The 26,265-nt window shown below is 59.2% G+C and carries 33 protein-coding genes; 15 read left to right on the top strand and 18 right to left on the bottom strand.

The features are described from left to right. Nucleotides 1–126: 126 nt before the first annotated feature. The 11 genes from GCN78_RS25630 to GCN78_RS25580 all read right to left on the bottom strand — a co-directional run bounded on the left by GCN78_RS25630 (nucleotide 127) and on the right by GCN78_RS25580 (nucleotide 7,036). A complete protein-coding gene (locus tag GCN78_RS25630; RefSeq protein WP_152254237.1) occupies nucleotides 127–1,077 on the bottom strand; it encodes a hypothetical protein in 951 nt (316 codons plus the stop codon). Between the two features lie 139 nt (nucleotides 1,078–1,216). After that, nucleotides 1,217–1,684: a phage virion morphogenesis protein gene (locus GCN78_RS25625; protein ID WP_152254236.1), complete on the bottom strand. Its 468-nt coding sequence runs from the start codon at nucleotides 1,682–1,684 to the stop codon at nucleotides 1,217–1,219. Then, the gene (locus tag GCN78_RS25620) at nucleotides 1,681–2,169 is read right to left on the bottom strand and encodes a phage tail protein (RefSeq protein ID WP_152254235.1); all 489 of its coding nucleotides are present in this window, start codon (nucleotides 2,167–2,169) and stop codon (nucleotides 1,681–1,683) included. Before GCN78_RS25620 ends, GCN78_RS25625 begins: the two co-directional genes overlap by 4 nt. Next, a complete protein-coding gene (locus GCN78_RS25615; protein ID WP_193316874.1) occupies nucleotides 2,153–2,665 on the bottom strand; it encodes a lysis system i-spanin subunit Rz in 513 nt (170 codons plus the stop codon). The genes GCN78_RS25620 and GCN78_RS25615 overlap by 17 nt, the downstream gene beginning before the upstream one ends. After that, nucleotides 2,662–3,222, bottom strand: a complete 561-nt coding sequence (locus GCN78_RS25610; protein ID WP_226939823.1) for a glycoside hydrolase family 108 protein — start codon at nucleotides 3,220–3,222, stop codon at nucleotides 2,662–2,664. Before GCN78_RS25610 ends, GCN78_RS25615 begins: the two co-directional genes overlap by 4 nt. After that, complete coding sequence (locus tag GCN78_RS25605; protein WP_152254233.1) at nucleotides 3,222–3,593, bottom strand: hypothetical protein; 372 nt, start codon at nucleotides 3,591–3,593, stop codon at nucleotides 3,222–3,224. The genes GCN78_RS25610 and GCN78_RS25605 overlap by 1 nt, the downstream gene beginning before the upstream one ends. A 63-nt stretch (nucleotides 3,594–3,656) precedes the next feature. Beyond that, nucleotides 3,657–3,866: a tail protein X gene (locus GCN78_RS25600; protein WP_152254232.1), complete on the bottom strand. Its 210-nt coding sequence runs from the start codon at nucleotides 3,864–3,866 to the stop codon at nucleotides 3,657–3,659. Next, nucleotides 3,866–4,369, bottom strand: coding sequence for a head completion/stabilization protein (locus tag GCN78_RS25595; RefSeq protein ID WP_152254231.1), 504 nt, complete (start codon nucleotides 4,367–4,369; stop codon nucleotides 3,866–3,868). Before GCN78_RS25595 ends, GCN78_RS25600 begins: the two co-directional genes overlap by 1 nt. A 95-nt stretch (nucleotides 4,370–4,464) precedes the next feature. Further along, on the bottom strand, nucleotides 4,465–5,181 hold the full coding sequence (gene gpM / locus GCN78_RS25590) for a phage terminase small subunit (RefSeq protein ID WP_152254230.1): 717 nt from the start codon (nucleotides 5,179–5,181) through the stop codon (nucleotides 4,465–4,467). Next, nucleotides 5,181–6,200, bottom strand: coding sequence for a phage major capsid protein, P2 family (locus GCN78_RS25585; RefSeq protein WP_152254229.1), 1,020 nt, complete (start codon nucleotides 6,198–6,200; stop codon nucleotides 5,181–5,183). The genes gpM and GCN78_RS25585 overlap by 1 nt, the downstream gene beginning before the upstream one ends. A 47-nt stretch (nucleotides 6,201–6,247) precedes the next feature. Beyond that, nucleotides 6,248–7,036: a GPO family capsid scaffolding protein gene (locus GCN78_RS25580; protein ID WP_152254228.1), complete on the bottom strand. Its 789-nt coding sequence runs from the start codon at nucleotides 7,034–7,036 to the stop codon at nucleotides 6,248–6,250. A gap of 31 nt (nucleotides 7,037–7,067) precedes the next feature. Here GCN78_RS25580 and GCN78_RS25575 point away from each other — a divergent pair, with 31 nt between their 5' ends. The 3 genes from GCN78_RS25575 to GCN78_RS25565 are packed head-to-tail and all read left to right on the top strand — an operon-like array spanning nucleotide 7,068 to nucleotide 10,257. Beyond that, on the top strand, nucleotides 7,068–8,984 hold the full coding sequence (locus tag GCN78_RS25575) for a terminase ATPase subunit family protein (protein WP_413465238.1): 1,917 nt from the start codon (nucleotides 7,068–7,070) through the stop codon (nucleotides 8,982–8,984). Beyond that, complete coding sequence (locus GCN78_RS25570) at nucleotides 8,981–10,045, top strand: phage portal protein (RefSeq protein ID WP_413465237.1); 1,065 nt, start codon at nucleotides 8,981–8,983, stop codon at nucleotides 10,043–10,045. Before GCN78_RS25575 ends, GCN78_RS25570 begins: the two co-directional genes overlap by 4 nt. Beyond that, nucleotides 10,042–10,257 carry a hypothetical protein gene (locus GCN78_RS25565; protein WP_152254225.1) on the top strand — a complete coding sequence of 72 codons (216 nt, stop codon included), beginning with the start codon at nucleotides 10,042–10,044 and terminating at the stop codon, nucleotides 10,255–10,257. The genes GCN78_RS25570 and GCN78_RS25565 overlap by 4 nt, the downstream gene beginning before the upstream one ends. Before the next feature lie 622 nt (nucleotides 10,258–10,879). On the opposite strand, the gene GCN78_RS25555 is transcribed toward GCN78_RS25565, so the two are convergent. Then, nucleotides 10,880–11,665: a hypothetical protein gene (locus GCN78_RS25555; protein WP_152254223.1), complete on the bottom strand. Its 786-nt coding sequence runs from the start codon at nucleotides 11,663–11,665 to the stop codon at nucleotides 10,880–10,882. A 1,321-nt stretch (nucleotides 11,666–12,986) separates the two neighbouring features. Here GCN78_RS25555 and GCN78_RS29810 point away from each other — a divergent pair. Beyond that, on the top strand, nucleotides 12,987–13,196 hold the full coding sequence (locus GCN78_RS29810; RefSeq protein WP_226939822.1) for a PAAR domain-containing protein: 210 nt from the start codon (nucleotides 12,987–12,989) through the stop codon (nucleotides 13,194–13,196). Between the two features lie 273 nt (nucleotides 13,197–13,469). Next, a complete protein-coding gene (locus GCN78_RS25545; RefSeq protein WP_152254222.1) occupies nucleotides 13,470–14,546 on the top strand; it encodes a type VI immunity family protein in 1,077 nt (358 codons plus the stop codon). Nucleotides 14,547–14,896: 350 nt separating this feature from the next. On the opposite strand, the gene GCN78_RS25540 is transcribed toward GCN78_RS25545, so the two are convergent. Next, nucleotides 14,897–16,372, bottom strand: coding sequence for a serine hydrolase domain-containing protein (locus tag GCN78_RS25540; RefSeq protein ID WP_193316873.1), 1,476 nt, complete (start codon nucleotides 16,370–16,372; stop codon nucleotides 14,897–14,899). 475 nt (nucleotides 16,373–16,847) lie between these two features. On the opposite strand from GCN78_RS25540, the gene GCN78_RS25535 reads away from it, so the two are divergent. Next, complete coding sequence (locus GCN78_RS25535; RefSeq protein ID WP_152254220.1) at nucleotides 16,848–17,240, top strand: GFA family protein; 393 nt, start codon at nucleotides 16,848–16,850, stop codon at nucleotides 17,238–17,240. Between the two features lie 146 nt (nucleotides 17,241–17,386). Here GCN78_RS25535 and GCN78_RS25530 read toward each other — a convergent pair whose 3' ends face one another. After that, nucleotides 17,387–18,133 carry a hypothetical protein gene (locus GCN78_RS25530; RefSeq protein WP_152254219.1) on the bottom strand — a complete coding sequence of 249 codons (747 nt, stop codon included), beginning with the start codon at nucleotides 18,131–18,133 and terminating at the stop codon, nucleotides 17,387–17,389. Nucleotides 18,134–18,483: 350 nt separating this feature from the next. Between GCN78_RS25530 and GCN78_RS25525 the strand changes: the two genes are divergently transcribed. From GCN78_RS25525 to GCN78_RS25495, 7 genes are all read left to right on the top strand, one after another. Then, complete coding sequence (locus GCN78_RS25525; RefSeq protein ID WP_152254218.1) at nucleotides 18,484–18,891, top strand: GNAT family N-acetyltransferase; 408 nt, start codon at nucleotides 18,484–18,486, stop codon at nucleotides 18,889–18,891. Nucleotides 18,892–18,921: 30 nt separating this feature from the next. Continuing rightward, nucleotides 18,922–19,368 (top strand): hypothetical protein, encoded by a 447-nt coding sequence (locus GCN78_RS25520; RefSeq protein WP_152254217.1) that lies wholly within the window; start codon nucleotides 18,922–18,924, stop codon nucleotides 19,366–19,368. Nucleotides 19,369–19,472: 104 nt separating this feature from the next. After that, entirely contained in the window at nucleotides 19,473–19,721 is a 249-nt protein-coding gene (locus GCN78_RS25515; protein WP_152254216.1) for a hypothetical protein, read from the top strand. Further along, nucleotides 19,718–20,038 carry a hypothetical protein gene (locus tag GCN78_RS25510; protein WP_152254215.1) on the top strand — a complete coding sequence of 107 codons (321 nt, stop codon included), beginning with the start codon at nucleotides 19,718–19,720 and terminating at the stop codon, nucleotides 20,036–20,038. The genes GCN78_RS25515 and GCN78_RS25510 overlap by 4 nt, the downstream gene beginning before the upstream one ends. 9 nt (nucleotides 20,039–20,047) lie before the next feature. Further along, complete coding sequence (locus GCN78_RS25505; protein ID WP_152254214.1) at nucleotides 20,048–20,356, top strand: hypothetical protein; 309 nt, start codon at nucleotides 20,048–20,050, stop codon at nucleotides 20,354–20,356. Nucleotides 20,357–20,532: 176 nt separating this feature from the next. Next, a complete protein-coding gene (locus GCN78_RS25500) occupies nucleotides 20,533–20,733 on the top strand; it encodes a DUF3079 domain-containing protein (protein ID WP_152254213.1) in 201 nt (66 codons plus the stop codon). Between the two features lie 70 nt (nucleotides 20,734–20,803). Beyond that, complete coding sequence (locus tag GCN78_RS25495; RefSeq protein ID WP_152254212.1) at nucleotides 20,804–21,298, top strand: prolyl-tRNA synthetase associated domain-containing protein; 495 nt, start codon at nucleotides 20,804–20,806, stop codon at nucleotides 21,296–21,298. A 3-nt stretch (nucleotides 21,299–21,301) separates the two neighbouring features. On the opposite strand, the gene GCN78_RS25490 is transcribed toward GCN78_RS25495, so the two are convergent. Then, a complete protein-coding gene (locus tag GCN78_RS25490) occupies nucleotides 21,302–22,447 on the bottom strand; it encodes an MFS transporter (RefSeq protein WP_226939826.1) in 1,146 nt (381 codons plus the stop codon). A gap of 245 nt (nucleotides 22,448–22,692) precedes the next feature. Here GCN78_RS25490 and GCN78_RS25485 point away from each other — a divergent pair, with 245 nt between their 5' ends. Further along, nucleotides 22,693–23,310, top strand: a complete 618-nt coding sequence (locus tag GCN78_RS25485; protein WP_152254210.1) for a TetR/AcrR family transcriptional regulator — start codon at nucleotides 22,693–22,695, stop codon at nucleotides 23,308–23,310. Nucleotides 23,311–23,421: 111 nt separating this feature from the next. Next, nucleotides 23,422–23,919: a hypothetical protein gene (locus tag GCN78_RS25480; protein WP_152254209.1), complete on the top strand. Its 498-nt coding sequence runs from the start codon at nucleotides 23,422–23,424 to the stop codon at nucleotides 23,917–23,919. Between the two features lie 73 nt (nucleotides 23,920–23,992). Here GCN78_RS25480 and GCN78_RS25475 read toward each other — a convergent pair whose 3' ends face one another. From GCN78_RS25475 to GCN78_RS25465, 3 genes are all read right to left on the bottom strand, one after another. Next, on the bottom strand, nucleotides 23,993–24,469 hold the full coding sequence (locus GCN78_RS25475) for a GNAT family N-acetyltransferase (protein ID WP_152254208.1): 477 nt from the start codon (nucleotides 24,467–24,469) through the stop codon (nucleotides 23,993–23,995). 33 nt (nucleotides 24,470–24,502) lie between these two features. After that, nucleotides 24,503–25,162, bottom strand: a complete 660-nt coding sequence (locus tag GCN78_RS25470; protein WP_152254207.1) for an XAC2610-related protein — start codon at nucleotides 25,160–25,162, stop codon at nucleotides 24,503–24,505. Nucleotides 25,163–25,250: 88 nt separating this feature from the next. Next, the gene (locus tag GCN78_RS25465) at nucleotides 25,251–26,225 is read right to left on the bottom strand and encodes a ribonuclease Z (protein ID WP_152254206.1); all 975 of its coding nucleotides are present in this window, start codon (nucleotides 26,223–26,225) and stop codon (nucleotides 25,251–25,253) included. Nucleotides 26,226–26,265: the final 40 nt, after the last annotated feature.

Below are 26,265 nucleotides of genomic sequence, written 5' to 3'. Positions count from 1 at the left end.
GCTTAGTGACTGTAGCTGCGTTGGATGCACAGCAATACAGATTTTTCTGATAGTTTAGGTTGTAAATAGTGCAAAAAACCAATGTTCTACTGCAGAATTTCTACCTTCTTAGCTATAGCCTTCTTACTAGAAAGGTGGTCCAAATAGGGGCGCTATCTTGTGAAATAACGCTGCATCTGAATGCATCCGATCAGGCAATAGTCTGACATCTAGTTCGCGACAAGTGGTTAAGGTCTTATCCATACGTGCAGGTGTGTCGAAAATGATTATGACGGCGATACTTCGCTTGTCTGTTGTTTCCCTCTCCCAATACTGCTTGTACGTTGCAATAAACTCCCGAACTGTTGTTTTAACCTTCCGGCCAAGCTGCCCCGAGTCAGATGCCTCATAAAGTATTAGATTTGGATTAACTACTGCACCTATCGAAAGAACAAGAATGCCGCGTGCTTTTGATGGATTTTCGAGTGTTTCGTATCGCTTGGTTAACTGCTTCAATCCATCTTTTATATTAGCTTTTATTTTACTCTCTGACTTGAGACGTTTGCATTCTACAAACATCGGAGTGCCATCAAAAACTAACGATAAATCAGCCACATGACTAAAATCAATCTGATTGCCTTGTGCAACGAAGCTCGCCGCGATCCCTAATTCGAGACTGAAATCTCTCCCGCTCGACTTATCTAATGGAAATAGCTCATGGCCCTGCAAGATTTTTGTTAGCCGCTCTATAAATTTTGGATCTTTTTCGTAACGAAGTCCTTCGTAGATGCGAATAAGCTCCATCGCTTCGTGAGCGGCATTGATGCCGTTAACTAGTCCATATTTTTCTTCAAAAAAACTGTAGTCCTTTCTTACCTCAGAAATTGCTAGGTCTGTAAGTAGGGATTTGTACTTATGCACCCTAGTATTATGGTACTGGATACCAAGACTTTCGAGCCAACTGCAAACTTCGTCGAACATTCCTGCGGCGACGGGGTACGGTAGTTGCTGGACACGTCGAATATTTGTGACCCGTTCCGATATTGTCGAATAGTTACGATTGTCTTGGAGCGGGATGGGCTTCGTCCAGCGGTACATTGGAGATCTCCAAAAATGAGTTGTTCTGTCTCAGCATACTCCGATATTCTGCATCTAAGATATTTGAACTCAGTGGCGCCATCAATACCTTGTTGTCTGAAATGTTCTCAAGTTCATTGCTAAATTTTCCGGATATGACCTAGTTTTTTTGTACGTGACGTAGTAAGGATTCGCGTATCAATGTTCGATCCGGTTCACTCAAGCCCAGCAGCGGCCGCTCCGGGTACTTGTACAGTGGGCCTTTTTTCGACAAGCGGTCTTGCCGGCCAAACTGATGCACATGCGCGACGCGCGCCACCCAGCCAAAGAAGCCGACTTCGATCTGGTCGCCGGTCGCCTTCACCTTCAAGTGTTTGGCGGTGCGAATCTTGGCGAACATCGCTGCCTTCTGCCGCTTGATGCGTCCATTCTTCCCCTTGAATTCCTTGCGCCGCTTGCGCGCCGGATAGGCGGCGCCATCCGGCCCCTGCTGCGCCTTGATGCGCTGCGCCTGGCTGCGGCGCAAGTCGATGGCCACCTTGTGATTGATGGCGCGGCGCTGGGCTGGCTGCAGCTTGGACAGCAGGGCGCCGGCCCAGGCTTCCAGCGCGTGCAGGTTGTCGCTCACAGCGTGGCCTCGGGCGTGCGCCATTCGGCCAGCAGGGTCTCGCCGTCATACAATTTCCAGAACTCGTCCGCGTAGGCCGGCATGTGTTGTATCTCGGCCAGGTGCTTGATGTCCAGGCGGCCCGCCTCGCTGGCCTTGACGGCCACGCGTTCGGTCAGGTCCAGCTTGATCGAGATATCGACCGTTTCATGGTTGTTGAAATCCACCTCGAAGGCGATGCCGTGCTTGCGGGTTTCCTCGTTGGCCATCAGGTCGAGCTGGTGGACTTTCAGCCAGGCGATCAGGGCCACCATGATGGCGTCGGCGTCGCCCGCGTAATCGGTCACGATCAGGTTGAGCTTGAAGCGGTATTCGAAGGAGAGGGATGCGGTGGCCGATGCCACCACATTGCCCTCGTCGGCGAAGACCAGCAGGCGGTCGGGGTCGCGCTGCAGGTCGGGGATGGCGGCGGCCAGGTGCTGGCGCAGGCTATTCGGTTTGTACATGGTAGGTGTCTCGTACTAGGTTGTAGGCGTCGATGCAGGCGTTCAGCTGGCGGGTGGCGTCGTCACCGTCGCCGGCAATGGCGTCAAGAGCTGCCGCAGTCGCTGGGTCAAGTTCGGCGCGCGCTTGGTGCCGATGGCCTGCGGCAGCGGTGGAATCTGCAGTTGCGGCGCACTGGCCGCTGGCGACGGGGATTGACAGGCGCACAGCACCGCTGCGCACGTCAGCATTGAAATGGTCACGCTCGGTTTTCGCATGGGTTTGCTCCTGGGTGAGGTGGTCGGCGCGCTGTGCCAGAGCGGTGCCGGCGGCGCGCTCCAGCGTGAGCACGCGGGCGGTGGCCTGGGCCAGTTCGGTGGCGGCGGTGGTCTTGCTGGCGGCCGCCTGCCGCTGCAGCTCGGCGATGGCGGCATCCTTGCGCCAGCCCTGCGCCGTCCAGCCAGCCAGGGCGCCGCACAGGAGAACAGCGGCCAGTGGGCGCCAGGTGGTCGCCTTCACGTGGCCACCCGTTCCTTGATCCAGCCGAACAGAAAACGGCGCTGGCTCTTGTTCGCTTCGGTGATTTCCAAGTAACGCGCCGCCTGCAGGCCGTTCAAGGCGCGCAGCAGTACGGTGGCGCCGTCCTGGCCGCGCCACTGCAGGAAAGCGGCCAGCGCGCCCAGCGACTGCGCGCCCAGGCGTCCGTCGACGAATAGGGCAGGGTAGCGCGCGCCCGTGTCATTAAAACCGTTCAGCCAGCGCTGCAGGAACTCGGCCGCACGGTGCGGGCCCATGTTTACGCCCGTGTCGATCAGCTCGGCGCCGATGCCGGCATGCAGGGCCAGCACCTGGTCGAACTTCGGTTCAGTGATGTAGCGGGCCGTGTAGATGGCGCGCACCACGCCCACGGGCAGCTCACGCATCGGCCCCGTGTAGCCGTTGGCGCGCGCCACTGCCACGGTGATGCCGTAATTGGTTTCGCCGCCCTTGTCTTGCGGGTCGTTCACGTAGCCGCCTTCGGCGCGCAGGATGGCGTCGATGACGCGCGCGATCACGGGATTTTCCATGGTGGCCATCAGTGTTCCTTCGCATCTTTGACCAGCTCGGCGATGTCCTTGTCGCTGCGGCGCTGGAACCACAGGGCCACGGCGCGCGATACCCACCAGCCGGGCGCGCCCACGATCAGGTCGATGGCGGAAGCGTTGACCATGGCGCCGATGGCTGGGAGCTGGGCGCATAGCAGCTGGTACACGGTGCCGCCCAGCAGGCACGAGAACACGCCGGCGCAGGCCAGGCGGGCGACGAATTCGCCCTTGTTGAAGGTGCCGTCGGCATTCAAAGGCGGCAGCACGATGTACAGCATGGCGGCGCCGACCATGCCCAGCGCCGCCTTGACGCCGTACAGTTTGACCAGGGTGGCGAAACCACCAAACGATTCTGCGGACATTGCTTGATTCTCCGGGGTGAGGTTAGATAGATTTTTCATGAGGGTAAAAAGGTGGATTGCGCGTTAATCCCATAGCTGCACGATGTCAGCAAGCTGGCCCATGCTGGGCGCCGGCTCGGGCAGGGTGACGAGCAGGCCGGCCGGCAGCACGGCGCCGTGGCGCGCCAGGGCGGGATTCATTTCAAGGGTGTGCTCGACGTATCCCGCGCCGTCGCCCAGGTAGCGCCACACTAGGGCGTCTACCGTGTCGTGCTGCTGCGTGCGCACCTGCATCAGATCAATTCCACGGTCAGGTGCGTGCGCCCGACGATATCGGCGATGGCCCATTGCGCATTACGCCGCTGCGCGCCGGGCGCCTCGTCCAGCCACTCCATGCTTTTCTTGTCGCTGACGGACGTGGCCGTGCTGTCGTAGTCGCGGTAACGCTCGATCAGATCGGCCTTCGCCGTGCTGTAGACGGCGCGCCGGTACTGCGCCAGCAAGCGGGACTCGCGGTTGATGCGCGTGGCTGGCACGTCCACCAGGGCGGCGATACCGGCTGCGGCGTGCTTGCCTTGCCAGTCGGCCAGCTCGCGGTTGACCTGCAGGATGGCATCGACCACGGCTTGTACCAGGCGCGCGTCGGTGACGGTGCCATCCAGGCGCATGGCGTCGCGCATGTCGGTTAGCGTAATGTCGGGAAACCAGCCATCGTTCTCGATGATGCCGGCGGCCGGCGCTGGCGGCGCGGGCGAGGTGCCGGGTGGGATGGACGGGGGCAGGGCCATGAAGGACATACGGGGCGCTTTCAAAATGGGGCGGTGGACGGGGTTCATCAGGTCAAAGGTGTGGCCAGAATCCCCCCGTGCCGCCGTGCTGCGGGGGATGCTCTTTACGTGGAACCGGCCGCGCGCTTGAGGCGCCGTTCCAGCCGTTCCATATCTTTCTTGACGCCGCACGACTCGGATAAAGCGCGGGCACGCTTCAACTGGCCCATGGCCGTTTCCGCCTGCGCCACCAGCGCCGGGGTAATGTCCGTATCGTCGGCCTGATCCAGCACGGCGATCATGGCCAGGCCAATCGCCTTATGCAGCTTGGCGCGCGCCTGGTCGGGCGCGTCGCTGGCAGCTGTCAGCTGCTCGACGGTGCCCAGTACCTGGGCCGCATGCTGCGGATCGGCTGCCAGCTTGCCGTGCAGGTAGCCTTCGGCAAACTCGTCCAGCATCAGGGTGGCGATGTCGCGGCTGTAAGTCTCGGGCAGGGTGAACTTGTGCGCCAAGGCGTATTCAGCCATGACCAGGGCGCGCTCGTACTCGCCCGTGTCGATGTGCCACACCAGCAGGGTGGCGAACACGTCATCCTGGGCGCCCTTGCCGCCGGCTAGCACGCCGTCGATCCATTGCGCATAGTCGGGCAGCAAGGTGGCCTTGACCTCGATCTTGCGTTCCACCGACTGGATGGATTTCAGGCGGCGGCGGTCATCGGCCAGCTTGTAGAGCATCATTTCGTAGGCCGTGCCGGTGGTGACGCCCTGCGGCGCGGCGGCGCCGGCCGTGCGCTCGGCCAGCATGCGCGCGCGGTGGCGCAGGGCGGGGGACTGGTTCGCCATTATTTGTCTTTCAGCTCGATGTTTTCCACCAGCGCGGCCAGGCCCAGGTCTTCGATCACGTAGGCGTCATTCGACGACTCGTAATTCTCGATGCGGTCGCGCTTGGGCACGTCCTCGACGCGGCGGCGGCGCGCGCCTTCCTGGAAGTAGATCGACAGATTGTCGAAGCGCGTAATCAGGATGGCGTTATCCGGGAAGTAGGGCACGCGCGCCGCCGGCAAGCCGCCGATACGTTTCTGGCTGATGATAATGTCGGCCGCCAGGGTTTCCGTGGGCGCCTGCTTGGTGTTGACCAGTGGAAAATACTTGTCGTTCAACAGTTTTCGGCCGACGATGGCCACCAGATTGGTGTCTTCCTGATACCACGGGTCGAGCAGGTTGACGGCATCCGTGACGGCCGCGTCGAGGTTGGCATAGTCGGCGCCGTCCACGTCGCCGATGATGACCTTGCCCGGCATGCCGGCGGCCACCAGGCCCAGCACGCGCTCGGGCGCCAGTTCGCGCAGGTGCTGCAGCCAGCCCTTGTTTACGTCCTGCAGCAGCGGATTGGCGGCCAGGTCGGTGGTGGCCATGACTTTCACGCCATTGAAGCCGATGACGATGCGGTCGAGCGCCTGGCGCGTCAAAATGGCATTGGCCACGCGCGACTGGAAGTCCTGGAACTTGGCCCAGGCGTCCAGCTTGGCATAGCTCAAATGCGTGTCGAAGTTGGTTTGCTCGCAGCGGTACTTGGTGCTATCCATGGTGGACAGGTCGCGCGTTTCGCGTTCCTTGTCCTTGGTGTTGGTGCGGCTGGCAATCGGGCCGGACACGCCCAGGCCCAGTTTTTCGCCTTCCTGCTCGCCTACGCCGATGATGTTCACTTTTGAGAGGAACTCGCTCGATTCCTGCATCTTGTTTTCCAGCTTCTGCTGCACGCTGGGCGTGACGCTGAAGGTCTTGGCCACGTTGTCCGTGTCGTTCAGTTGGCCCAGGCGGGTTTCATATTGGCCAAAGACCTGGCGCGTTTGCTTTTTCATAAATCAGTGCTCCGTTGTTGAATGGGGGGAAGAAAGGGCGCGCGCGCTTAAAACTCGGTCTGCACGGCGCCGTCGTTGCCGGTCGCGGCAGGGCGGCGCGGGCCGTTGCCGGGCGCTTCGTCCATCTGCGCCTTGAAGGCGGCCAGCTCGTCCTGCGTGGCCTTCAATGCCGTTTCGGTTTTTTCCAGGCGCGCCAGGGTGCCCGTGTAGTTATCGTTGGCGGTGACGACGTGGCCGGCAAGCGCCTCGACGGCTTCGCTGATGTCGGCGAACTGCGCGGCGTCGCTGCCGGATTTATTCGAAAAGCGCGACAGCAGGTTTTTCACGGCGTCCGCCAGCTTGATGCCCTGCGGCTCGTCAAATTCCAGCGTGACCTCGACGGCGGCGGTAAACAGGTTGGTGCTTTGCAGCTTGCGGCTGGCCGAGAATTGCAGCGCCTCGGTGCCCAGGCTGGCCGGGCTGTCGGTGACGCCCAGGCCGACCAGGTAGGGCTGCGACGAGTCGGCAAAATCAGGCTGGATTTCCAGGCTGGTGTACAGCTTTTGCTTGGCCTTGTTGATGGCCACCAGTTCCGGCGTGGGTTCGATCTGTGCGAACAGGGCCAGTTTCTTGCCGCTGTCGGTGTCGACTTCCTCGGCCTTGACGGCGATCACGTCGCCGTAAGCCTTGAACTGGCTGTCGGGCAGGATGCCGCGAATGTGTTCCAGCCAGATGCGCGCGCCGTAGGTTTTCGGGTTGTAGGTGGCGGCGATCTGCTCGATGGTGGCGCGGTCGATGTTGCGGCCGTCCGTGGTGGCGCCTTCGGTGGCGACGCGGAAGAATTTCGATTTGGACATGGTGGGCGTTCTCGGTTGATCGGATAACGCCATGGTCAACGTCTTGGCGCTGCGATTCAATGCGGTGCGGGTTGCTATGGGCCATAGCGACTTTTGCCTTCCCCCGTTCCGCGCGCGCGCGGCCTACGCTGGCGGCATGCTGACAATCGAGAAAACAAGCGAACAAACCGTCGATGGAATCATCGGCGAACTGGCCGTGCCCGAATCCGAGCCGCGTCGTGCTGCGCGCGCCCTGTACTGGAAGGGCTGGCGCATTTCGTCCATCGCCCGGCACCTGGGAATCAAGCGCAGCACCATCAATAGCTGGAAAGAGCGCGACGAGTGGGACAAGGCGCAGGCTATCGAGCACGTCGAGGCGTCGGCCGAGCTGCGCCTGGTCAAACTGATCGAAAAGGAGGTCAAGAGCGGCAGCGACTACAAGGAAATCGACTTGCTGGCGCGCACCATCGTGCAGATGGCGCGCGTGCGCCGCTATGAGCAGCCGGGCGGCAACGAGGTCGATCTCAATCCCAAGCTGGCGAACCGCAATGCCGGCCCGAAGAAGAAGCCGACGCGCAATGACTTCAGCGAAGAACAGAAAATCCAGCTGCTCGATGCCTTCCAGGATTCGCTCTTCGATTATCAAAAGGTGTGGTTCCGCAACGGCGACCAGCGCACGCGCGCCATTCTCAAAAGCCGCCAGATTGGCGCCACCTGGTATTTCGCGCGCGAGGCGCTGGCCGACGCCATGGAAACGGGCCGCAATCAAATCTTCCTGTCCGCCTCCAAGTCGCAGGCGCACGTCTTCAAGCAATACATCGTGCAATTCGCGCGCGAGGCCGCTGCCATCGAGCTGACGGGCGACCCCATCGTGCTGCCGAACGGCGCGCACCTGTACTTCCTGGGCACCAACGCGCGCACGGCGCAGGGCTACCACGGCAATTTCTACTTCGATGAATTCTTCTGGACGCAGAATTTCCAGGAACTCAACAAGGTGGCCTCGGGCATGGCCATTCACAAGAAATGGCGCAAGACCTATTTTTCAACGCCATCCTCGACCACGCACCAGGCTTACCCGTTCTGGACGGGCGAGCTGTTCAACAAGCGCCGCGCCAAGGCGGACCAGGTGAATATCGATGTGAGCCATGGCCGCTTGTCGTCGGGCTTTACGGGCGAGGACAAGATCTGGCGCCAGATCGTCACCATCCTGGACGCCGAGCGCGGCGGCTGCAACCTGTTCGATATCGACGAGCTGCGCAACTTCGAATACAGCCCGGACCAGTTCGATAACCTGCTGATGTGCAATTTTATCGACGACTCGGCCTCGGTCTTTCCGCTGGCCGAGCTGCAGCGCTGCATGGTCGATTCCTGGGTGGAGTGGGACGACTACAAGCCCTTGCTGGGCCTGCGCCCGTTCGGCAACCGGCCCGTGTGGATCGGCTATGACCCGGCCTTGAACGGCGACAGCGCCGGCTGCGTCGTGCTGGCGCCGCCCATGACGGCCGGCGGCAAGTTCCGCATCCTGGAGCGCCACCAGTGGCGCGGGCAGAGTTTCGAGGATCACGCCGACGCCATCCGCCAGATGACCGGCCGCTACAACGTCGAATACATCGGCATCGACACGACCGGCATGGGCATCGGCGTGCTGCCGATCGTGCGCGGCTTCTTCCCGGCCGTCACGCCGCTGAACTACTCGCCAGAAGTCAAAACCCGCATGGTCTTGAAGGCCAAAAACATCATCAGCAAGGGCCGGCTGGAATTTGACGCCGGCTGGACCGACATCGCGCAGTCCTTCATGGCCATCCACAAGACCCTCACCCCCAGCGGGCGGCACGTGACCTATGTCGCCGGCCGCAGCGACGAAACCGGCCACGCCGATCTGGCGTGGGCCTGCATGCACGCCCTCGATCACGAGCCGTTCGAAGGCACCACCGACAACCACCACTCTTTCATGGAGATTTATTCTTGAGCAAAGCACGACACTTGCGCGCGCGCGGCCGGCAGGCCCAGGGCGCGCCATCACCAGCGGCCACGGCGCCGGCCGCCGCCGGCATCGAGGCGTTTTCCTTCGGCGACCCGACGCCCGTGCTCGAGCACGCCGACATTCTCGATTGCTTCGAATGCTGGAAGAACGGCCATTGGTATGAGCCGCCCGTCAACCTGGCCGGCCTGGCCAAGTCCTTCAATGCCGGCGTGCACCACAGCAGCGCCATCCACTTCAAGGCCAACGTGCTGACGTCCACCTTGATGCCGACGAAATACCTGTCGCGCGATGGATTCAAGCGCATGGCCCTGGACTATCTGACGTTCGGCAATGCCTACCTGGAAGACCGCCCCAGCCGCAGCGGCAAGGCGCTGGCGTATCAGCATGCGCTGGCCAAGTACATGCGGCGCGGCGTCGATCTGGATACCTATTTCTTCGTGAACGGCTACCAGGCCGTGCACCAGTTTGACAAGGGCCGCGTCTTCCACCTGATGGAGCCAGACGTGAACCAGGAGCTGTACGGCGTGCCGCAGTACCTGAGCGCGCTGCAATCGGCCTGGCTCAACGAGGCGGCGACCCTGTTCCGCCGCAAGTATTACAAGAACGGCTCGCACGCCGGTTTCGTGTTCTACATGACGGATGCTGCCGCCAACACCCAGGACGTGGACAACCTGCGCCAGGCTATGCGCGACAGCAAGGGGCCGGGCAACTTCCGCAATCTGTTCATGTACGCGCCGAACGGCAAGAAGGACGGCATCCAGATTCTGCCCGTGTCCGACGTGGCCGCCAAGGACGAGTTTTTCAACATCAAGAGCGTGACGCGCGACGACCAGCTGGCCGCGCACCGCGTGCCGCCCCAGCTGATGGGCATCCTGCCGAACAATGCCGGCGGCTTCGGCGCCGTGGAGCCGGCCGCGCGCGTCTTCGCGCGCAATGAGCTGGTGCCGCTGCAGGCGCAGTTCATGGCGATCAACGAGTGGGCCGGCGTGGAAGTGGTGCGCTTCGCCCCGTATGACCTGGGCCTGGGCAAGGAGAGCACGCAATGAGCGACCATATCGACAACACCGACAAGATCATCTTTGCCGAGGTGGCGCGCGGCCTGGCCGCCGTGCGGCGCCGGCCGGGCCTGGTGGCGGATGGCTGCTGCCACTATTGCGACGAGGCGCTGGCGCCCGCGCTGCTGTTCTGCAACGTGGACTGCCGCGACGACTACGAGAAAGAGCAGGCGGCCAAGGCGCGCGCCGGCCGCCCAGGATGACCGTCACGCCGCGATAGCCGGCAGGATGGGGCCGCGACAGGCCAGCCACGCCAGCGCGACCCAGCCACCGCACAAGCCGCCCATGAGGCGGCTTTTTCACGTCCCATCGATTGATATTGCCATGGAGGCAAGAAAAAGCCCCGTTTCGGCCCGGCGCGCGCAGTTGTCCCCCCTCCACACCTGCCCGCTATATAGGGCTGTTTTGACTCAAATTTGCGCCATGGCCGAAGGCGCATGAGGACTGGCGCTGCGGGGCGAAGAGGGGGCATGCGTTTTGACGCATTTTGACGCACTTTGAGTGGTTTTTTTTGCGGCTGGTGCGATGGCGTGGTGAACACATTTTTCTGTGTGCTTGAGGGGCTGCATTACAGCCTTGCCAATCGTCGTCTCCGCGACATAGCCCCCTTGCATACCGAGCAAAATAGTCTTGATGCTCGGCTCGCCGTTGCATTTTCGGTCGAGGAATCCACCTAGCTGTGCGATTGGGATTGTGTACAACTAGGTGTGTAATCGTTGCAGCTTTATTCGCACTCAATGCTGCGAATTTTAAAATAAATTTCACTAGAATAAAAATAGTTTTATTCCCGGCCTTCGTATCTATATAAGATTCTTGAGAACTTCGTTAAGGTTTGTGTGGCCAAAATTCAAATGCATTACCAGAAAGCATGAAATACGAAAGTCCTGTGAGAAATAACAAAAAAAATAAACCGGTCGAACTTGCTGAAGCAAATGTGATTTTTGCTATAAGGCGCCATGCTCCGGCTAATGCACTCCCTGATCTCTGATTCATTAAGGATAAGTAATGCAAAGACCTCATGGTTGCAATGATCGCGGCCAACACGCCAAATAAAACTCCAGCAATTTGAAATAGTAGCCATGATCTATGCTCTTCACGAAGTACATTTAAGTAAAAATCCATAAAGGTGTGCATCCGAGCAAATTCTCTAACATTTGGAATAATGCCAATTTTAGCTAAATATAATAGGTGAAATGAAAATGCAATCGCCAGTGTCGGCATGAAAATATACCAAACCCAATCATAGCTGCTGTATTGACCACGTAGAGCAGATGTTATGCCCGCGGCAAGAATAAATGTTGAGCAGGTAAACAGACCATTCGCCCAATAGCCAAGTATTTCGCTTGCATATCGACTATAGCCCCATGTAATTCCTGCAATCAACATGACGGATAAAATAAGGATCGAAATGCCATCATCAGACGAGGATGATCCTCGGCCACCATTATTATTTATGTTGGTGACATTCTTAAATACGATAGTGGTTTGTTGGACGGTAGTAGTGCCTCCGGATGGTGGATTGTTTAATCCAGCAAACAATATGCCTAAGAGCGCGCCAATAACGGGAGAAATGATAGCGCTCTGTACTAGCGAATTGTTAATCCATTGCATGAAATATTCCAAATAAATTCTCCTGAAAGGCTAACCCGGCCACAAAGCATTATCGAATCTGAGTATTGGTAATTACACCGTCATCTTTTTATTCGTTGGCATCGACAAGCATACTTGGGCCAGATTGTAACAACTTCTACGATGCGCCGGTGCAATTTTGTATTGCCATCATTAGCGCCCACGTGCCGCTTTCTGCTCCAGCCATGGGAACATACCAAGTTGTGTTCCGTCTTTGCCTCGTTTTGGCCAATTGCGCGTTGCGGGCCAGCGAAATTGAATATTGGGAAACCGCTCCCAGTCACTATCTTCAAGTCTAGAGAATCCAAAGTCCCAAAGGATTAGTTGATCAACACACAACAATAACAATATGGCGATTCAGATGAGTACCATTTTGAGTATTACTGGCCAAGCCGCTCAGTATCTTCGGTCATCGCGTCTTTGCGTGCAATTAGGCAGGCTGGAGCCAAGATCAGGCAATTCTGACAAGACCCGGGCAACCGGGGAAACGGGATGGTGGTAGCCTACTTTCCGCAGGACTACCAGGCGCTGATGTTCAGGGGAGCGTATCTGGGGGTGCCCTCTATCAGTTAAATTAGGGATGCAGTTCGTGGATCGGTACTGTTTGCCAGAATAGTTTGCTCCACAAGCGTAAAATACACCGCATGGATGGCCGCTTCTGATGCTGCTACAATGGCCCGCAAGCCCGCAAGCCCGCATGGCTGTTGAGTTCCTTGTCGAGCTTCCCAAGCTTGCGCTCGCGTCCCGTGCTCGAAGGCCGCAGGCAACAGCGTACCGCCGGACAAGTCAAAGATCGAAAAATTCTGTTTCTTTTCAATCGACGGTACAAACGTAGGTACGCTGCTACGAGGTGCTCATGTAAGGCGCATGAATAGTAGGTGTGTGCATTACACCGCTTCCGCCAGGAAATAAAAAGAAGAGCCGCCCCTTGGGCGGCTTTTTTTATTTCCTGGCGGAAGCGAGCAGGGCGCCTTCGCGCCCTGCGTGTGAGATTCGAAGGGCTGGGCCTACCTGCCCGGCCCGCCCCGAATCCTCCAACCGCTGCCGCTGCGCGGCAGGCGCGCGTTCATGGTTCCAATCAGTATTCCGACAGAGTCAGCTATCTCAGCACGCCACACATCAGCCCGTGCCTGAATGGCGGACTTGCCCCTTGCGTTATTCGCGTCAGGGGGGGCGAGTCTGCGAACCTCGCCACAGAATGCTAGTTGCCGACCGACGGTATCCCGTTGTGGAACTTCGACCATAGAGGTGACGTAAACGTCGAGCTTAATAATTGTGTTAATTTTGCCAAAAAAATATTAAAATGACAAAAATCTTGAGCAATTCCATCATCGTGCTGGGCGATAAGACGAGCCACGGCGGCACCGTCGTCACCTGCTCACCGCTATCGGATACTCATGGCAAAGGCTGGGCTCGTGTCGGTGATATGGTCTCTTGCCCCCGGTGCAAGGGAGTGTTTCCCATCAGCCAAGGTGACACCAGCCTCATCGATGCGGGCCAGGCCGTGGCCTAGCATGGCTGTAAGACCGCTTGTGGCGCCACGCTACTCTCGATCCAGCTGTCCACCCTTACGACACCATCGGGAGGCGCGGCGCCGGGCGTCCACGGCAGTCCCCCTCCAATGCCCCTGATGCAGGGCTTTGGTACTATCCACACCGGGTTGGCCAGCAGGTATCAGGATGAGTCCATTGCGGATGAAACCGAACGCTTCCGCGGCCGCTTTCAGGTGGTCGACGCTACAACAGGTGACCCCGTGCGTAGCTTGCCAGCGTATTAAGGACTGAACATGACTGAATTACCATTGGACTTGCTGGAACTTCTGCGCGAAAACCCTGACGCAATGAATGTACCTGGGGGCTTGCTCACTAAGCAGGGGCCACAGGACTATGTCGGCAGCGTGCCCGCAATCGCTGGCACGCTCTTCTTCAAGGATGCTCATCTCCCGGCGGTTCGCGATGCCATCAGCGCTTGTTTCGAAGAGTTGCAGGCCAAGGCTGAGCCTAAACTCACCTGGCTCTCCCGGGAAGACCCGCCGGAAGGGCCGGATAAGATGGCCTACGCGGAGGCAAAACCGCTGAGCAAAATGCTGGTGCGTATGGATGCAGACGATGCAGTGAGTTTTCATTACACCAGTGGCGTGCAGGCGCAGGACGCGGGTCCATGGGAGTTTCAGGTCGTCGGCCTCCCCGCTTGGCGGGCGGAAATGGGAGGCTGGGGCTTATGCGGGCTGCGGTTTAGCCTGCCCATTTTGTTCGTCGAAGAAAATCCTGGACTCTTTCAGGCGCTCTTCGTAAGCTTTGCACGACGCCTATGTGCCGTCCACGGATATGGCGGCCACAGTCTAATACTGTCGGCCGCTCGCTATGACGAGAACCAGGCATTCGAGGCATTCCTGACGTCCAAGCTCCGGGGGTTTGATGCCGGCAACCTTGTCAGCGGCGCAGTCAATGCGCACCTGGGCATTAAAACAGTAGGCTGGCTCACAGCGATAGACAATCATTATGTGGAAAAAGTCGGAGGTATATCGGCCATTCGTTCGGCATTACCGATGGACTGGTTTGGCCTATTCGACTATGGGACTGGACTTGTCATCCAGGGCGGCGCCCAACCCGAAGCCGCACCTGCTGACTCGCCGATGCCCGCGCGGTTGGTGCTTCCCAATATGCTCCTCAAGCCCATCAGGACACCGAAAGTCCGGATGCATTACGCATCCGCCGGGAGCGAGCCGCGGTTGATTGGCCGAGCTGCGGAGGAATGGCTGAACCGTTTCGATATCGCGGACGATGAGCTAATGGCGTACAAGGCTAAACTGTTAGACGAGGCGAAATTTACTGAGCTACCAGCCCTTCCTGCTCGTCTCTGATTGCTTGGAACAGCGGGCATTGGCCCGGCTGACACGAAAAACCTCCACGGCGGTGAGCACGTGGAGGGGAGGCCTCGCGGTGTGCGGCCGGCAACTTGCGTAAAGGCGTCAGGTCAGACGGCGAGCATGAGTCCACTGGTGCTTGATCCAGGAGCCTTGGTCGTACCCGAATAGGTCATCCTACCGCTGCCGCTGTGCGGCAGTCCGTATACAAATCGCAGACTGACCCTCGCGCCCAGCGCGGCCATCGCCATGGCGACCACGGCGCGCTGGTCTGGATGCTCGTCGTGATCGTAGCTGGCCAGCACCGCCTCGTACTCTCTTGCCGAGTTGGCGCTACCGTTGCCGATTCAGCTGTCCGGGCTGCGATGGGCCTTGCGCCCTCCGATCAAGAGCAGGTCTTGGGCGCCATCCTGCGTCAGTTCGATGATGTCGCCAGTCTCGGGGGATACCAGGCTGGTTTTGCCGGTCGGCACCAGCCGGGTGGCGCCGATGTCCGGCATCACCATCGTCCAGTCCTTGCCGTCGAAGCGCAGTTCGTAGCGGTTGGCGAAACGGCCCTCGAAGTTGTCGAGCTGGTAGATGCCGACGTGGCGTGTGGCCGTTGCCAGATCCAGCGCCGCCGCCTGGGCCAGGCGAGGTTTGAAATCGGGCCAGTCGTAGGCGGACGCCACCGCCTTGACGATCTCGCCGCCAAGATAGCTACCGTTGTCGCCGTCGGTCATGACTACTACGCCGTTGCCGCTGTCGAGATACATCGCATAGGTGCTCTTGAAGCCGGTGTTGCCGCCGGAATGCATGAAGCGTTTGTGCTCGCCATCGCCGACCACGAAGAAGCCCTGCGCATAATTGTTCAGCGCCGGCGTCAGCAGATCGCGCGCCTTGGTGCTGCTCAGAAAGGCTGTGCCGATTTTCCACGACTGCTGGACACCGATGGCGAAGCGCGCCAGGTCGCTGGCCGTGGTCCACAGGCCGGCGGCCGCCAGCTCGGGATAGACGAAGGCCCCGCCTTCGACTTCGCTGCCGTCGGCGTAGTGGCCGCGCGCGCGGTTGTGTTCTGCCGCCGGCAATGGCTGTACGAACGTGCTGCGCCGCATCCCCAGCGGCTGCAGTACTTGCTGGCGCATCAACTCCGCAAAAGGCGTGCGAAGACATTGCTGCATGGCGACTTGGGCGATGGTGTAGCCGCCGCCGGAGTACGCGTAGGCGGCGCCCGGGATGGTCTGGATGGCGACCGCTGGCGTGAACGACGGCGGCTCGCCCTTGATTACCTGAAGGTCCGTAGGGATTACCTGCGATGGCGGATAGCCGGGGAAGCCGGACACGGTCGCCCCTGCGGTGTGGTTGAGCAAATTGCGCAAGGTCACCGGATGCTCGGGGCTTTGCTGTCCGACGGGCAGGATCCATGGCCGCAGGCAGGCGTCCACCGGACTATCGAGCTGGAGCTTGTTGCTGCCCGCCAGCCGCTGTGCCAGCACCCCGGTCACGCCCTTGCTGATGGACGCGGCCTGATACAGCGTGTCGGTGTCGGCCGCAGGTGCGGACGGTTGCCGGTAGACGCCGGCCCAAGCGATCTTGCCGTCGCGGATGACCGCCACGCTGACGCTGGAGACCTTATAGCGGCGCAGGCGCTGCTGGATATCGAAGGTTTGCGCCGGCTCGCCTGCGATGTCCACCCGCTGCCGCAGCCCGCTGGCGATACGCTCGGCTATATCGGACTCGCCCGCGTGGGCGGGGCCGCTACATGCCGCCACCCCCAGCAAGGCTCCCAGGCGTAGCGCGCGGCCTGAAGCATGGACTGGCAATAGCCATAGACGAATGCGCATAAGTTTCCCTTTCATTAATTGGATCAGTGAATCTTATCGAGCGTTGTCCGAGGTTCCCTCAATTTGCGACGAACGGTGGAAAGCTTGGTCTAGACCGTTTGTTTTCACCAAAATCTCTACGCGGCGCCAGCATTGCCAACAAAAACAGCGGGGGCGGTGCCGAAAATAGCAGGGAGGAGTAGCCGGGGCAGAGCGGCAGACTGCCATGTTGCTCGCCCTGGATCTAATGGCAGGGGGCGCCGCAAGCAATATCGCCGATCATCCGGTCAACCGGTCGACGACTTCCGGCCCTGGAACTGCGCCGCACAGCTCCCCTCAGCTAAAAAACATGCCGCTTCCCAGCCGTGTCTGAATGGCAGGCCTGCCCCTCGCGACCGCATGCTGTTTTGGTGGCTGAAAAATTCCTCTATGTGTACCTTGCTTGTCTAGAAATACTGTGCAAATATACAGTATTCGCATTCAAAAAGGACATTTCATGATCAAGGGCAGTTGCTGCTGTGGCTCAGTCAAGTTTGAATTGGCGTCCCCCCCAGGCATGATGGGCATTTGTCACTGTTCTCGTTGTCGGAAGGCCGGAGCGAGTGCCTTGGCCTTCGTTGATAAGGACTCATTTACCTTGCTGGACGGGCGAGAATTTATTCAACGATATGAGCCAGACCCCCCCTTTACGTATGCAAGAACTTTTTGCAAAAACTGCGGAACTTCTTTGGGGGAAATTGGTTCGGAGAATGACTCATTTCCAATATCAGTAAACTGCCTGGATGATGACCCTGAGGTGGGAATACAGTTTCATGTTTATGTGGGCTCCAAGCCTGCATGGTATGGAATTTGTGATAATGCAAAACAATTTCCAGAAGGCCCAGCCTAATAAAAAAGCCAGTCATCTGACTGGCTTTTTTATCGCACGTTTGATACGGAAAAGAAATTCACCGGCCGTTTGCCGGCAGGCCTGACCTTCGCTGTTAGCGGCACCTGTCTATTGCGCCATCAGCCGGCATGGGCGACTTGGCAAACTTAAGCAACTTCATCCCGCTTAAATACGAATTGTTGACGGCTGATGCCTTGCGTGACGAAGTCCGCATCCGGGGGGATTGGTTCCCAGAAAAAATCATGTTTGAAAATAGGAATATTGTTGAATTTCCGCGAGCGGAATATCCATCTGTTTTTCCTGAAATCGCTGTAGCGGTCGCCTTTGAACTGCTTGTGCACAGCTGTGAAAGGAAGTAATCTTTCCGCAATGTCCTGGAAAGAATAAGCAGGATGGTCATTCTTGAATTTCTCAAAAATGGAAAATTGATCTCTGCAGATAACTTGAATGGCAGTTTCTGGGAATTCATAGTGGGGCGACCACAGGACATTCCAGCCAGACTCGATTTCATTGATGAAATTTGCCAGGCGCGGCGTCAAGATATAGGCATCCGACTCGATATGGATGATTTTATCCACGCCCAATTCATTTGCCACCTTGACGGAGTGCAGGAAACTGCGCCACCAGCCCGGATAGTCGGTTATGTTTTGTCGTCCCAGATTGTTGTCGAAGCGAATGATGAGGTTTTTGTCGCTATTCGAAGCCAATGTGGCGCTATGCGAAACTGTATTGATGATTTCAGCAGGTGGAAGAAATGGTGAACCATCATCGATCATTATTTTTTTTTCTGCATTGATCGGGATGTTTTCGTAGTAATCGAGCCACCGTTGATACCGGCTTTCCCATGATGCGGCATCTTTTATAAAGCTGGTGCAGAATATAATGGCTTTCATTTGCTAAGCACATTCCTTATGTTTGAAAAATTCAGGTTGTTCATGCTCTGAGCATGAAGATATCAACTATTTTAACAGATGGGAGGTGGTTGAATAACTGCATGGATCGGTCGGCCATGCGGCCGCTGACGTCAGGAATCTCAGGTGCGCGTTCTTGGCGGCTTCATGCGATGACCACCGAGCAGGCAGGCACTGGGCCTCGCCTCCCGTCCGCGATACAGGTGCTTCAGCATCGGCGCTAGTGCCCCGACCTGTCACCGATGCCGTATCGTCGCCATGCCTGGAGCATCGCTTGTTATACTCACGTAGCAGCGGTTTCGCATGCTTGATCTCCTTGTCCCCGTGAACCCATGAAAAACGCCGCAGTCGAATATCGTCATCACTTTCCGCTTGATCCAGTGGACGTTGTTCGCGTCTTCGATCACTCCGGCATCAAGCGGCCCACCAGCAACCTCCCGAGAATCGCGCGCATGTTTGCCGCGCCTTGCCTGGTGCTGTCGGCATGGGTGGATGGCGAGCTTGTGGGGCTGGCCCGCTCGCTGACCGACCATGCATATTGCTGCTATCTCTCGGATCTGGCGGTGGACAAGCAATACCAGGGTCTGGGTATCGGCAAAGAGCTTGTCAGGCGCACCCAGGCCGTCATCGGCGATGAAGTGTCCTTGATTTTGCTCTCCGCCCCCGATGCCATGTCCTACAATCCGACGCTCGGCTTTGAACCTGCCGGCAATGCTTTCGTCATTCGGCGCAAGCATTGAGTCAGGACCGTCCCGAACTCCTGCATCCCTATGCAACTCATCTACACCCTCGCCGCAGCCCTGGCACAAGACCCCGCGCGCGTCGCCAAGACGCAATCGCTCACCCTCGACAGCTCCAGGCCCCACATGGGCCTGAAAGGCCGCCACGGCCTGTTCGCCTCCGTAGCGTGGTGGGAAAGCATCAATGCCGGCCGCATCCAGACGCGAACGGTGACGGGCAGCATCGTGCGCACGTATTTCTCGGGCCAGGACAGCCGCCGTGGCGATCAAGTCAACAGCTTCACCTTGCGCCTGGCGGATGGCACGACAGTCGAGGAGAGCATCTACACGCACCGCAAGCAGGATGTCGCATTGTTCGTGCCCGGCGCCACGGTGACGATGGTGTATGCGCTGGACGAACTCAAGGCGCAACCTGCGGCGGATGGTGGTGTCAACTACGCGCGGACCGTGCTGGAAGTGTTCGTTTCTGCAGGATAAGGCGCTTTATATCCACTTGATACCGCTGACACGCCCCCTGTTTCATGTCAAAACTATCCCTCCAGTTTGGTATTAAATTAAGGAAATTTAATGCTGGAGACGAGATGAATGACGAGCTCCGCGGTGAAAAATGGGGACGGAAATTTCCAGGTAGCACGAATACCAGGGATTTATCAGGAAATTTTCGTTTGGCCGTAGAAGATTTTCTGTATGCAATGAAAGAGGCGGGGATCAGGGTTGCAATCAATGCCACCTACAGACCGCCGCAACGCTCTGATCTGATGCATTATGCCTGGAGACTCGCAAGAAAACAGCTGGATCCCCACAACACATTCCAAAAATGGCGGGTGTGAATATCGAATGGGATCACGGTGAAATTGATGCATCTGTCAAGGCTGCAAAAGCGATGCTGATTGTCTTGCAGATTAATAATTTACCCATCAAACCCGCACTACGCTCACAACACAATGCTGGTCTTGCGATTGATATGGATTTGGTATGGAGCGGATTGGTTGAGGTGAACGATGCGAGCGGTAACCTGGTGAAGATTGCTACTTTGCCCAGAACAGGCATGAACAGACAACTTATCGCGGTCGCTGCAACATATGGAGTCAAAAAATACAACGGGCCTGGAAGTGATCGGCCACATTGGTCTAATAACGGCTATTAAGGGAAAATCATGCGAGATTTTTTTCTGATAGTGCCAGTGTACTGTGTTTTCTCTTTCGCTTTTTCAGCCGAGCCACTCCCTAAAGATGTCAGCAGGTTTATCTATAATGCAGAAGCATGCGAACACTTGGCGGGAGAGTTTGATGGAGAGCTCCCCAAGCGGCAGCAGGATGACATTCTCAAGAACATACATCAATACTGCAAGGCGGCGAAAAATCAGCTGAGAATTCTTGAGATGAAATACCGAGGCAACGCCAAGATGATGAAGGTCATCAAAAGTAATGCGAATGATGCGGTGACCAGTTATGAAAGGGAATGAGGGCAATCCCCGGATGGCATTTGCCGGTCTCCTGTGTGAGCGTCAGGAGCAAGCTGCCACCACGGCAATCTTCGCAAATTTGATCCAGGCAAATTCCTCGTCCGAATTCAATTGACCGCCATCCGCACCAGGTCTAGAGTCGGCAAGGAACCCTCAACCGACCACGATCGCCTGCCATGGCCAAGCCTTTCCCCCTGAACCCCAAGAACCCCGAACGCATCTGCTGGGGCTGCGACAAGTATTGTCCGCCGGACGCCATGCGCTGCGGTAATGGTTCCGAGCGCACACAGCATCCGATCGAGCTGTTTGGCGAAGGCTGGAATGACTGGGGGCTGGCGGCGGCCGACAAGGACGACAAGGACGAGAAGCAGCCTTGACGGCAAGCGTTCCACGCGGTGCGCCGCTACAATCCCTTCATCGCGCATTCGTTCGCGCTGAGGAGTGACCATGCAAGAAACCCTGTCCCGCTGGCTGGCAAGCAGCGCCGGCGATGTCCAATTCGTCGAGCACCCGGCCGTGCACACCATCGATGAAGCACTGGTTCACGTGCCGGCCATGTCCGGCCTGATGGTGAAAAACCTGTTCGTGCGCGACGCGAAGGGCCGGCGGCATTTTCTCGTCATCGTGCCTTTCGACAAGCGCATCGACCTGGCGGCGCTGGGGCGCTTGCTGCCAGTCAGCAAGCTGAGCATGGCCTCGCCCGAGCGCCTGTTGCAGCACCTGGGCATCACGCCCGGGTCCGTCAGCCTGTTTGCCTTGCTGCATGATGGCAGGCAGGCGGTGGAACTGGTGCTGGACCAGGCCGTGTGGGAGGCCAATGCTGTGCAAGCCCATCCGCTGCGCAACACGGCCACCGTGGCGCTGCCGCACGCCGCCCTGGTCCGTTTTCTCGCGCATACGGGACACGTGCCCCGCATCATGAGCGTCCCTGCGGGTCGCTGATGCTCAATGCCCGGCCACGGGCGCGCCGCCGCTGCGGCGTCCCGGCCGGAAACCGTGCGCGCGGGCCGACCAGGTGACGAGGAAAGCCAGCAGCAGCAAGCCCAGCATCGCCCACGGGAAGGCGCCCGCGCCCCAGGTTTCCAGCAGGGCGCCGCCCACCACGCCCGCGGCCGCGATGGCGCCATTCCACGCCACCACATTCATCGACAGGGCCACGTCGGCGCCGCTGCCGGCCGTGTCGGCCAGCGCCGTTTGCAACAGCGTTGCCGCGCCGCCAAAGGACAATCCCCAGACGGCCATGCCCAGGTAGATGACGGCGGGGACGTGCGCTGCGAGGCCCAGCACGAGAGCCGTCGCGGCGAACACGGCCAGGCTGGCCAGCACGGTGGCGCGCAGGTGGCGCTCGACCAGCTTGCCCGTGATCCAGATGCCGGCCATGGCGGCGCCGCCGAAGACGAGCAGGACCAGGTCGACCCGCTGCGTCAATCCGGCCGGCGCCACGAACGGGGCGATGTAGGTGTAGAGAATGTTGTGTGCCAGCATCCAGGCGATGACGACGGCCAGCACGGGGCGTACGCCCGGCGTCGCGAAGACGCGGCGCAGGGGCAGGCGTTCATGGACGGACTGGCCCGGGTAGTCCGGCACCTTCGCCAGCACCCAGGCGATCAGGATCAATGTCAGGGCGGAAATGATCCAGAACGCGGCGCGCCAGCCGACCAGGGAGCCGAGCAAGGTGCCCAGCGGCACGCCCAGGGACAGGGCGACGGGCGCGCCCACCATGGCCAGCGCCAGGGCGCGGCCTTGCTGATGCGGCGCCACCATGCGCCGCGCATAGCCTGCCAGCAAGCTCCACGCCAGCCCGGCCGCCATGCCGGCACAGAAGCGGGCCGCCAGGGTCAGCCAGTAGTGGGAAGACAGGGCCGTGACGGTATTGAACACGAGAAAACCGATGATGGTGAGCAGCAGCACATTGCGGCGGCGCCAGCCGCGCGTGGCGATGGTGAGCGGAATGGCCGCCAGCAGGGAGCCCAGCGCATAGGCCGTGACCATTTGCCCGGCCAGCGCGGCGCTGATGCCGAGTCCCGCGCTGATCTGTGGCAACAAGCCGGCGGGCAAGGTTTCCGTGACGATGCAGATAAAACCCGTCATGGCCAGGGCCAGCAGGCCGGCGACGGGGAGGCGGTCGGCCAGCGCAGGGCTGGTTCCGGTGGTGAGCGTAGCGTGATTCAAAGCAAAATCCTTGGAAGTGTGACGCGTCGGCCGGGCGCAGGAGTGCCCCGGACTGCGGTGGTGATACATGTGTATCGATCGGTATAAATATAGGTGATGGCGCGCCGCGTTGTCAACGACTTCTGTATCGAGTAGTATGTAAGTAGACGAAAAAGGAGCGAGCAATGGCGCAAATGGGACGGCCGCGCACGTTTGACCGGCAGGCCGCGGTCGAGCAGGCCATGTTTTTATTCTGGCAGCAGGGATATGAATCGACGTCCTTGAGCCAGCTCAAGGCAAGCCTGGGCGGCGGCATTTCCGCGCCCAGCTTTTATGCGGCGTTCGGCTCGAAGGAAGCGCTGTTCCGCGAGGCGGCGCAATGCTATCTGGATACGTTCGCGCGCGTGACGGAGTGCCTGTGGGACGATGGCCTGGCGCCGCGCGCGGCCATCGAGCTGGCTTTGCGCCAGTCGGCGGCGATGCAGTCCGAGCCGGGGCATCCGCCCGGCTGCATGGTGGCGCTCGGTTGCATGAGCGCGCCGACGGCCGAACATGCGGCCGTGGCCGCACCGCTCACCGCGTCGCGCACGCGCACGCGGGCCGGTTTCGCGCGCTGCGTCGAGCGGGGCATGGCCAGCGGAGAGTTATCCGCGCAGACGGATGGGGTGGCGCTGGCGGCCGTGTTCGACAGTTTTTTGTCGGGAGTATCGATTCAGGCGCGCGATGGCGTTGGCTACGCCGTGTTTGACGCGGCCATCACGCACATCCTGCGCGTGTGGGATGCCAATCGCAGTGGGGCATAGCGCCTGATTCATCAAACGCTGCCGGAAATTATCTATGGCATTCGTTGATAAATATTTCCACTGGGAAATTTTTTGAAATTATAATATGGACATTCTTTTAATGGAGCGTTCATGTTGTCTCAGTTCAAAAAAGCGGTACTGGCATCGACCTTAATGTATATCGCTGGCGTATCGGCAACGTATGCGGCAGAAGAAAAGCAATATCTGATCTCGGCCAAGCCCGGCAAGGAAGTATGCGTCGCGGATCAGGCCAGCAAGTCGCAGGTATGCGTTGCTGGTGGCAATTTTTCGCATGATGTCTATAGTTTGAAAATCGATGGAAGCACGGTACTCAAGGGTATCGATGATCAGCTGTCGGAGGGATTGGCCGGTAATTATCAGAATCAGGCCATCACCTTTGTTTGCGCAGCTCAGAACATATTCCCTAAAGAAACCCCAGAGGCAACGCTGGCGGAAGTGCAAAGGCTAATGCCCAATTCGCCACCGGAAAGAATCAAGACGATTGCCGGCCTGCTTGGGCCCGGTCCGATGGGCATGGAGATCGGCAGATTGTGCAAGGCCAGCAGCAACGGCCAAGCTTTCATCACCGTGCAAGTGATGTTCGACTGATCTGGCTGGCAACGACGGCGGCATAGCCAGGCTCCCGCAGGAAGACCGGGCCAGCGCCGCACTGGCTTGTCACTTATCTCTCTGTGTTGAACGTAAACTCCAGCACGTCGTCGCCGTACTTGTCCGTCTCGCCCGTTGCCGTCCAGCCCAGGTAGCGGTAAAAGCCGTAGGAGCGCGAGGCGGGGTCGCTCGAACAGCCGAGGAACAGCCGTTGGTGGCCGTGCGCGCGCAGTTCCGTCATCACCAATTCCAGCAAGGTCTTGCCGATCCCGAGGCCTTCGAATGCCGGCAGCAGGGCCAGGACGATGATTTCGCCCGTGTCGCGCTCGCCAAAGCAGTAGCCGGCCAGCTGGCCGTCGTGATGGCAGACCTGACCCGGCAGGCTGCCCGAGCGCATCATCTCCGCCCAAGAGTCGGCCGTGATGCCCACTTCCGCCAGGCGCTCCGCGGACACGGCGTTCTGCCGCGTCTTGCCGCGCAAGTCGATGAAGGCGGGGGTGTCGTCCGCCCTGGCGGCGTGGAAGGTAATCGATGCTGGATGGGTCGTCATGTCTGCGTTCATTGTTCGATGGTGGTGAAGGATTTACTCCCAGGCTTTGCGCATGGTTTGCGCGTGGCGCTGCCAGTCATAGGCGTTTGTATTCTCGATGGCTTGCTGGCCGGGGTTGCTGCTATCGATGATTTCATCCTTGACGATAATCAAATCGTTTTTGTCATTCAGGCGATATTCGCGATAGCGCTCGCAATCCTGTGCGCGCCGCGCAATGGCAATGAACTTGCCTGCCCGCCAGGCATAGCTGTCTTCATAAAAGCATTGCGCCGCGCAGCCGCAATTGACGGTGCCGCCTGCGATGCCTTGATCGGCGATGCTGATATCGAGATTCGGAATCGCCGAGAGTGGTGTGTTGAAGCGGTATTGTTTCGCCGATGCATCCCACAGCCACACGTCGGAACAGCGGATGCGCCCCTGGCTTTCCGTGTAGCCGGTGACCCACAGGTCGGCATGGCCGTCGAAATTCATGTCCAGCAGCAGCGCGTGCAAATTGCCCGTGCCGCTGCTGCTGCAATGGCCAGCGACCCATTGCTTGCCGATTTTCAGCCGGTACGTCTGTTTTTCATCGTGATTGAGATAGCGGATATCGGCGGCTTGCCGCACTTTGCCCGTCGCGGCTTTGTCCAGGTGCAAGGTGCCGCCATAAGCCGAGGTGGCAATCAGCGATAAAAGCAGGGCAATCAGTTTCATGGCGATATTCGTGGGCAGACATTGGGGCACAATGCCCGGTTTGCATCAGGAGGAGAATGATCATACTGCATGCATCCGCAGTACGGCATCAATCCCCACCAGACTTCGCGGGCAGTTTGCTCAGCACGCCGGCCGCATCGAGCTCATAGCTGTCGAAATCGCGCGCCAGGAACAGTTCTCCCGAGTAATGCAGGCGCGCTTCCGCTTCCAGCTCTGCCATGCCTTCCGCATGGTGATAGCGGGCGCTAAAGTGGGTGAGGATCAGGTTCGGCAGGCGGACCGCTTCGGCGAACTGCGCCACGCGCTGCACGGAACTGTGCGTGGGGCCAGGCCCCACCTTTTGCAGCATCGCTTCCGTGTAGGTGGCTTCATGCACGAGCAGTTGCGCACCGGCGCAGGCGTCCGTCAGCAACGCGGGCGTGTCGTTGTCGCCGCCGATCACCACCGTGGCGCGCTGCGTTTCCGTTTGGCGGAAAGTGGCGGCGCGCAAGACCGTGCCATCGTCGAGGATCGCATCCTGGCCTGCCTGCAACAGTCCCCAGGCGGGGCCGGGCGGCGCGCCGGCCGCCTGCAGGGCGGCCTTGTCCAGCTTCCATCTGCTCGTTTCCAGCGCAAAACGATAAGCAACGCTCGGCGCGCGGTGCGACAGCGCGTGGCGCGAAACGGTCAAGCCCGCTTCCTCGTAGACCACTGGCGCGCTGTCCACGTCGATGTGGATCAGCGGATACGTGAGGAACAGTTCCGTGTGCAGCAGGGTGGCGTCGATCCAGGCCTTGATGGCGGCCGGGGCGATCAGCAGCAAGGGCTTCTTGCGCCCCGTCATCGAGGCGCTGGCCAGCAAACCCGGCAGTCCATAGCTGTGGTCGCCATGCACGTGGGTGATGCAGATGCCCACCAGGTCGTGCACGGACAGGGGCAGGCGCTGCAGCCGGTGCTGCGTGGCTTCGCCGCAATCGATCATCCACCAGTCGCGGTTGTGCGTGGTTTGCAGGGCCAGCGACGTGACGTTGCGGTGGCGCGTGGGCACGCCGGAAGACGTGCCGAGAAAAGTTAGTTTGAACATGGGCGCATTATGCGGCAGCCGTGCCGGCTTGCCAACGCTG

It is taken from the genome of Janthinobacterium rivuli (assembly GCF_009208735.1).
Lineage (GTDB): Bacteria > Pseudomonadota > Gammaproteobacteria > Burkholderiales > Burkholderiaceae_D > Janthinobacterium.
This window is presented reverse-complemented; position numbering and strand designations above follow the sequence as displayed.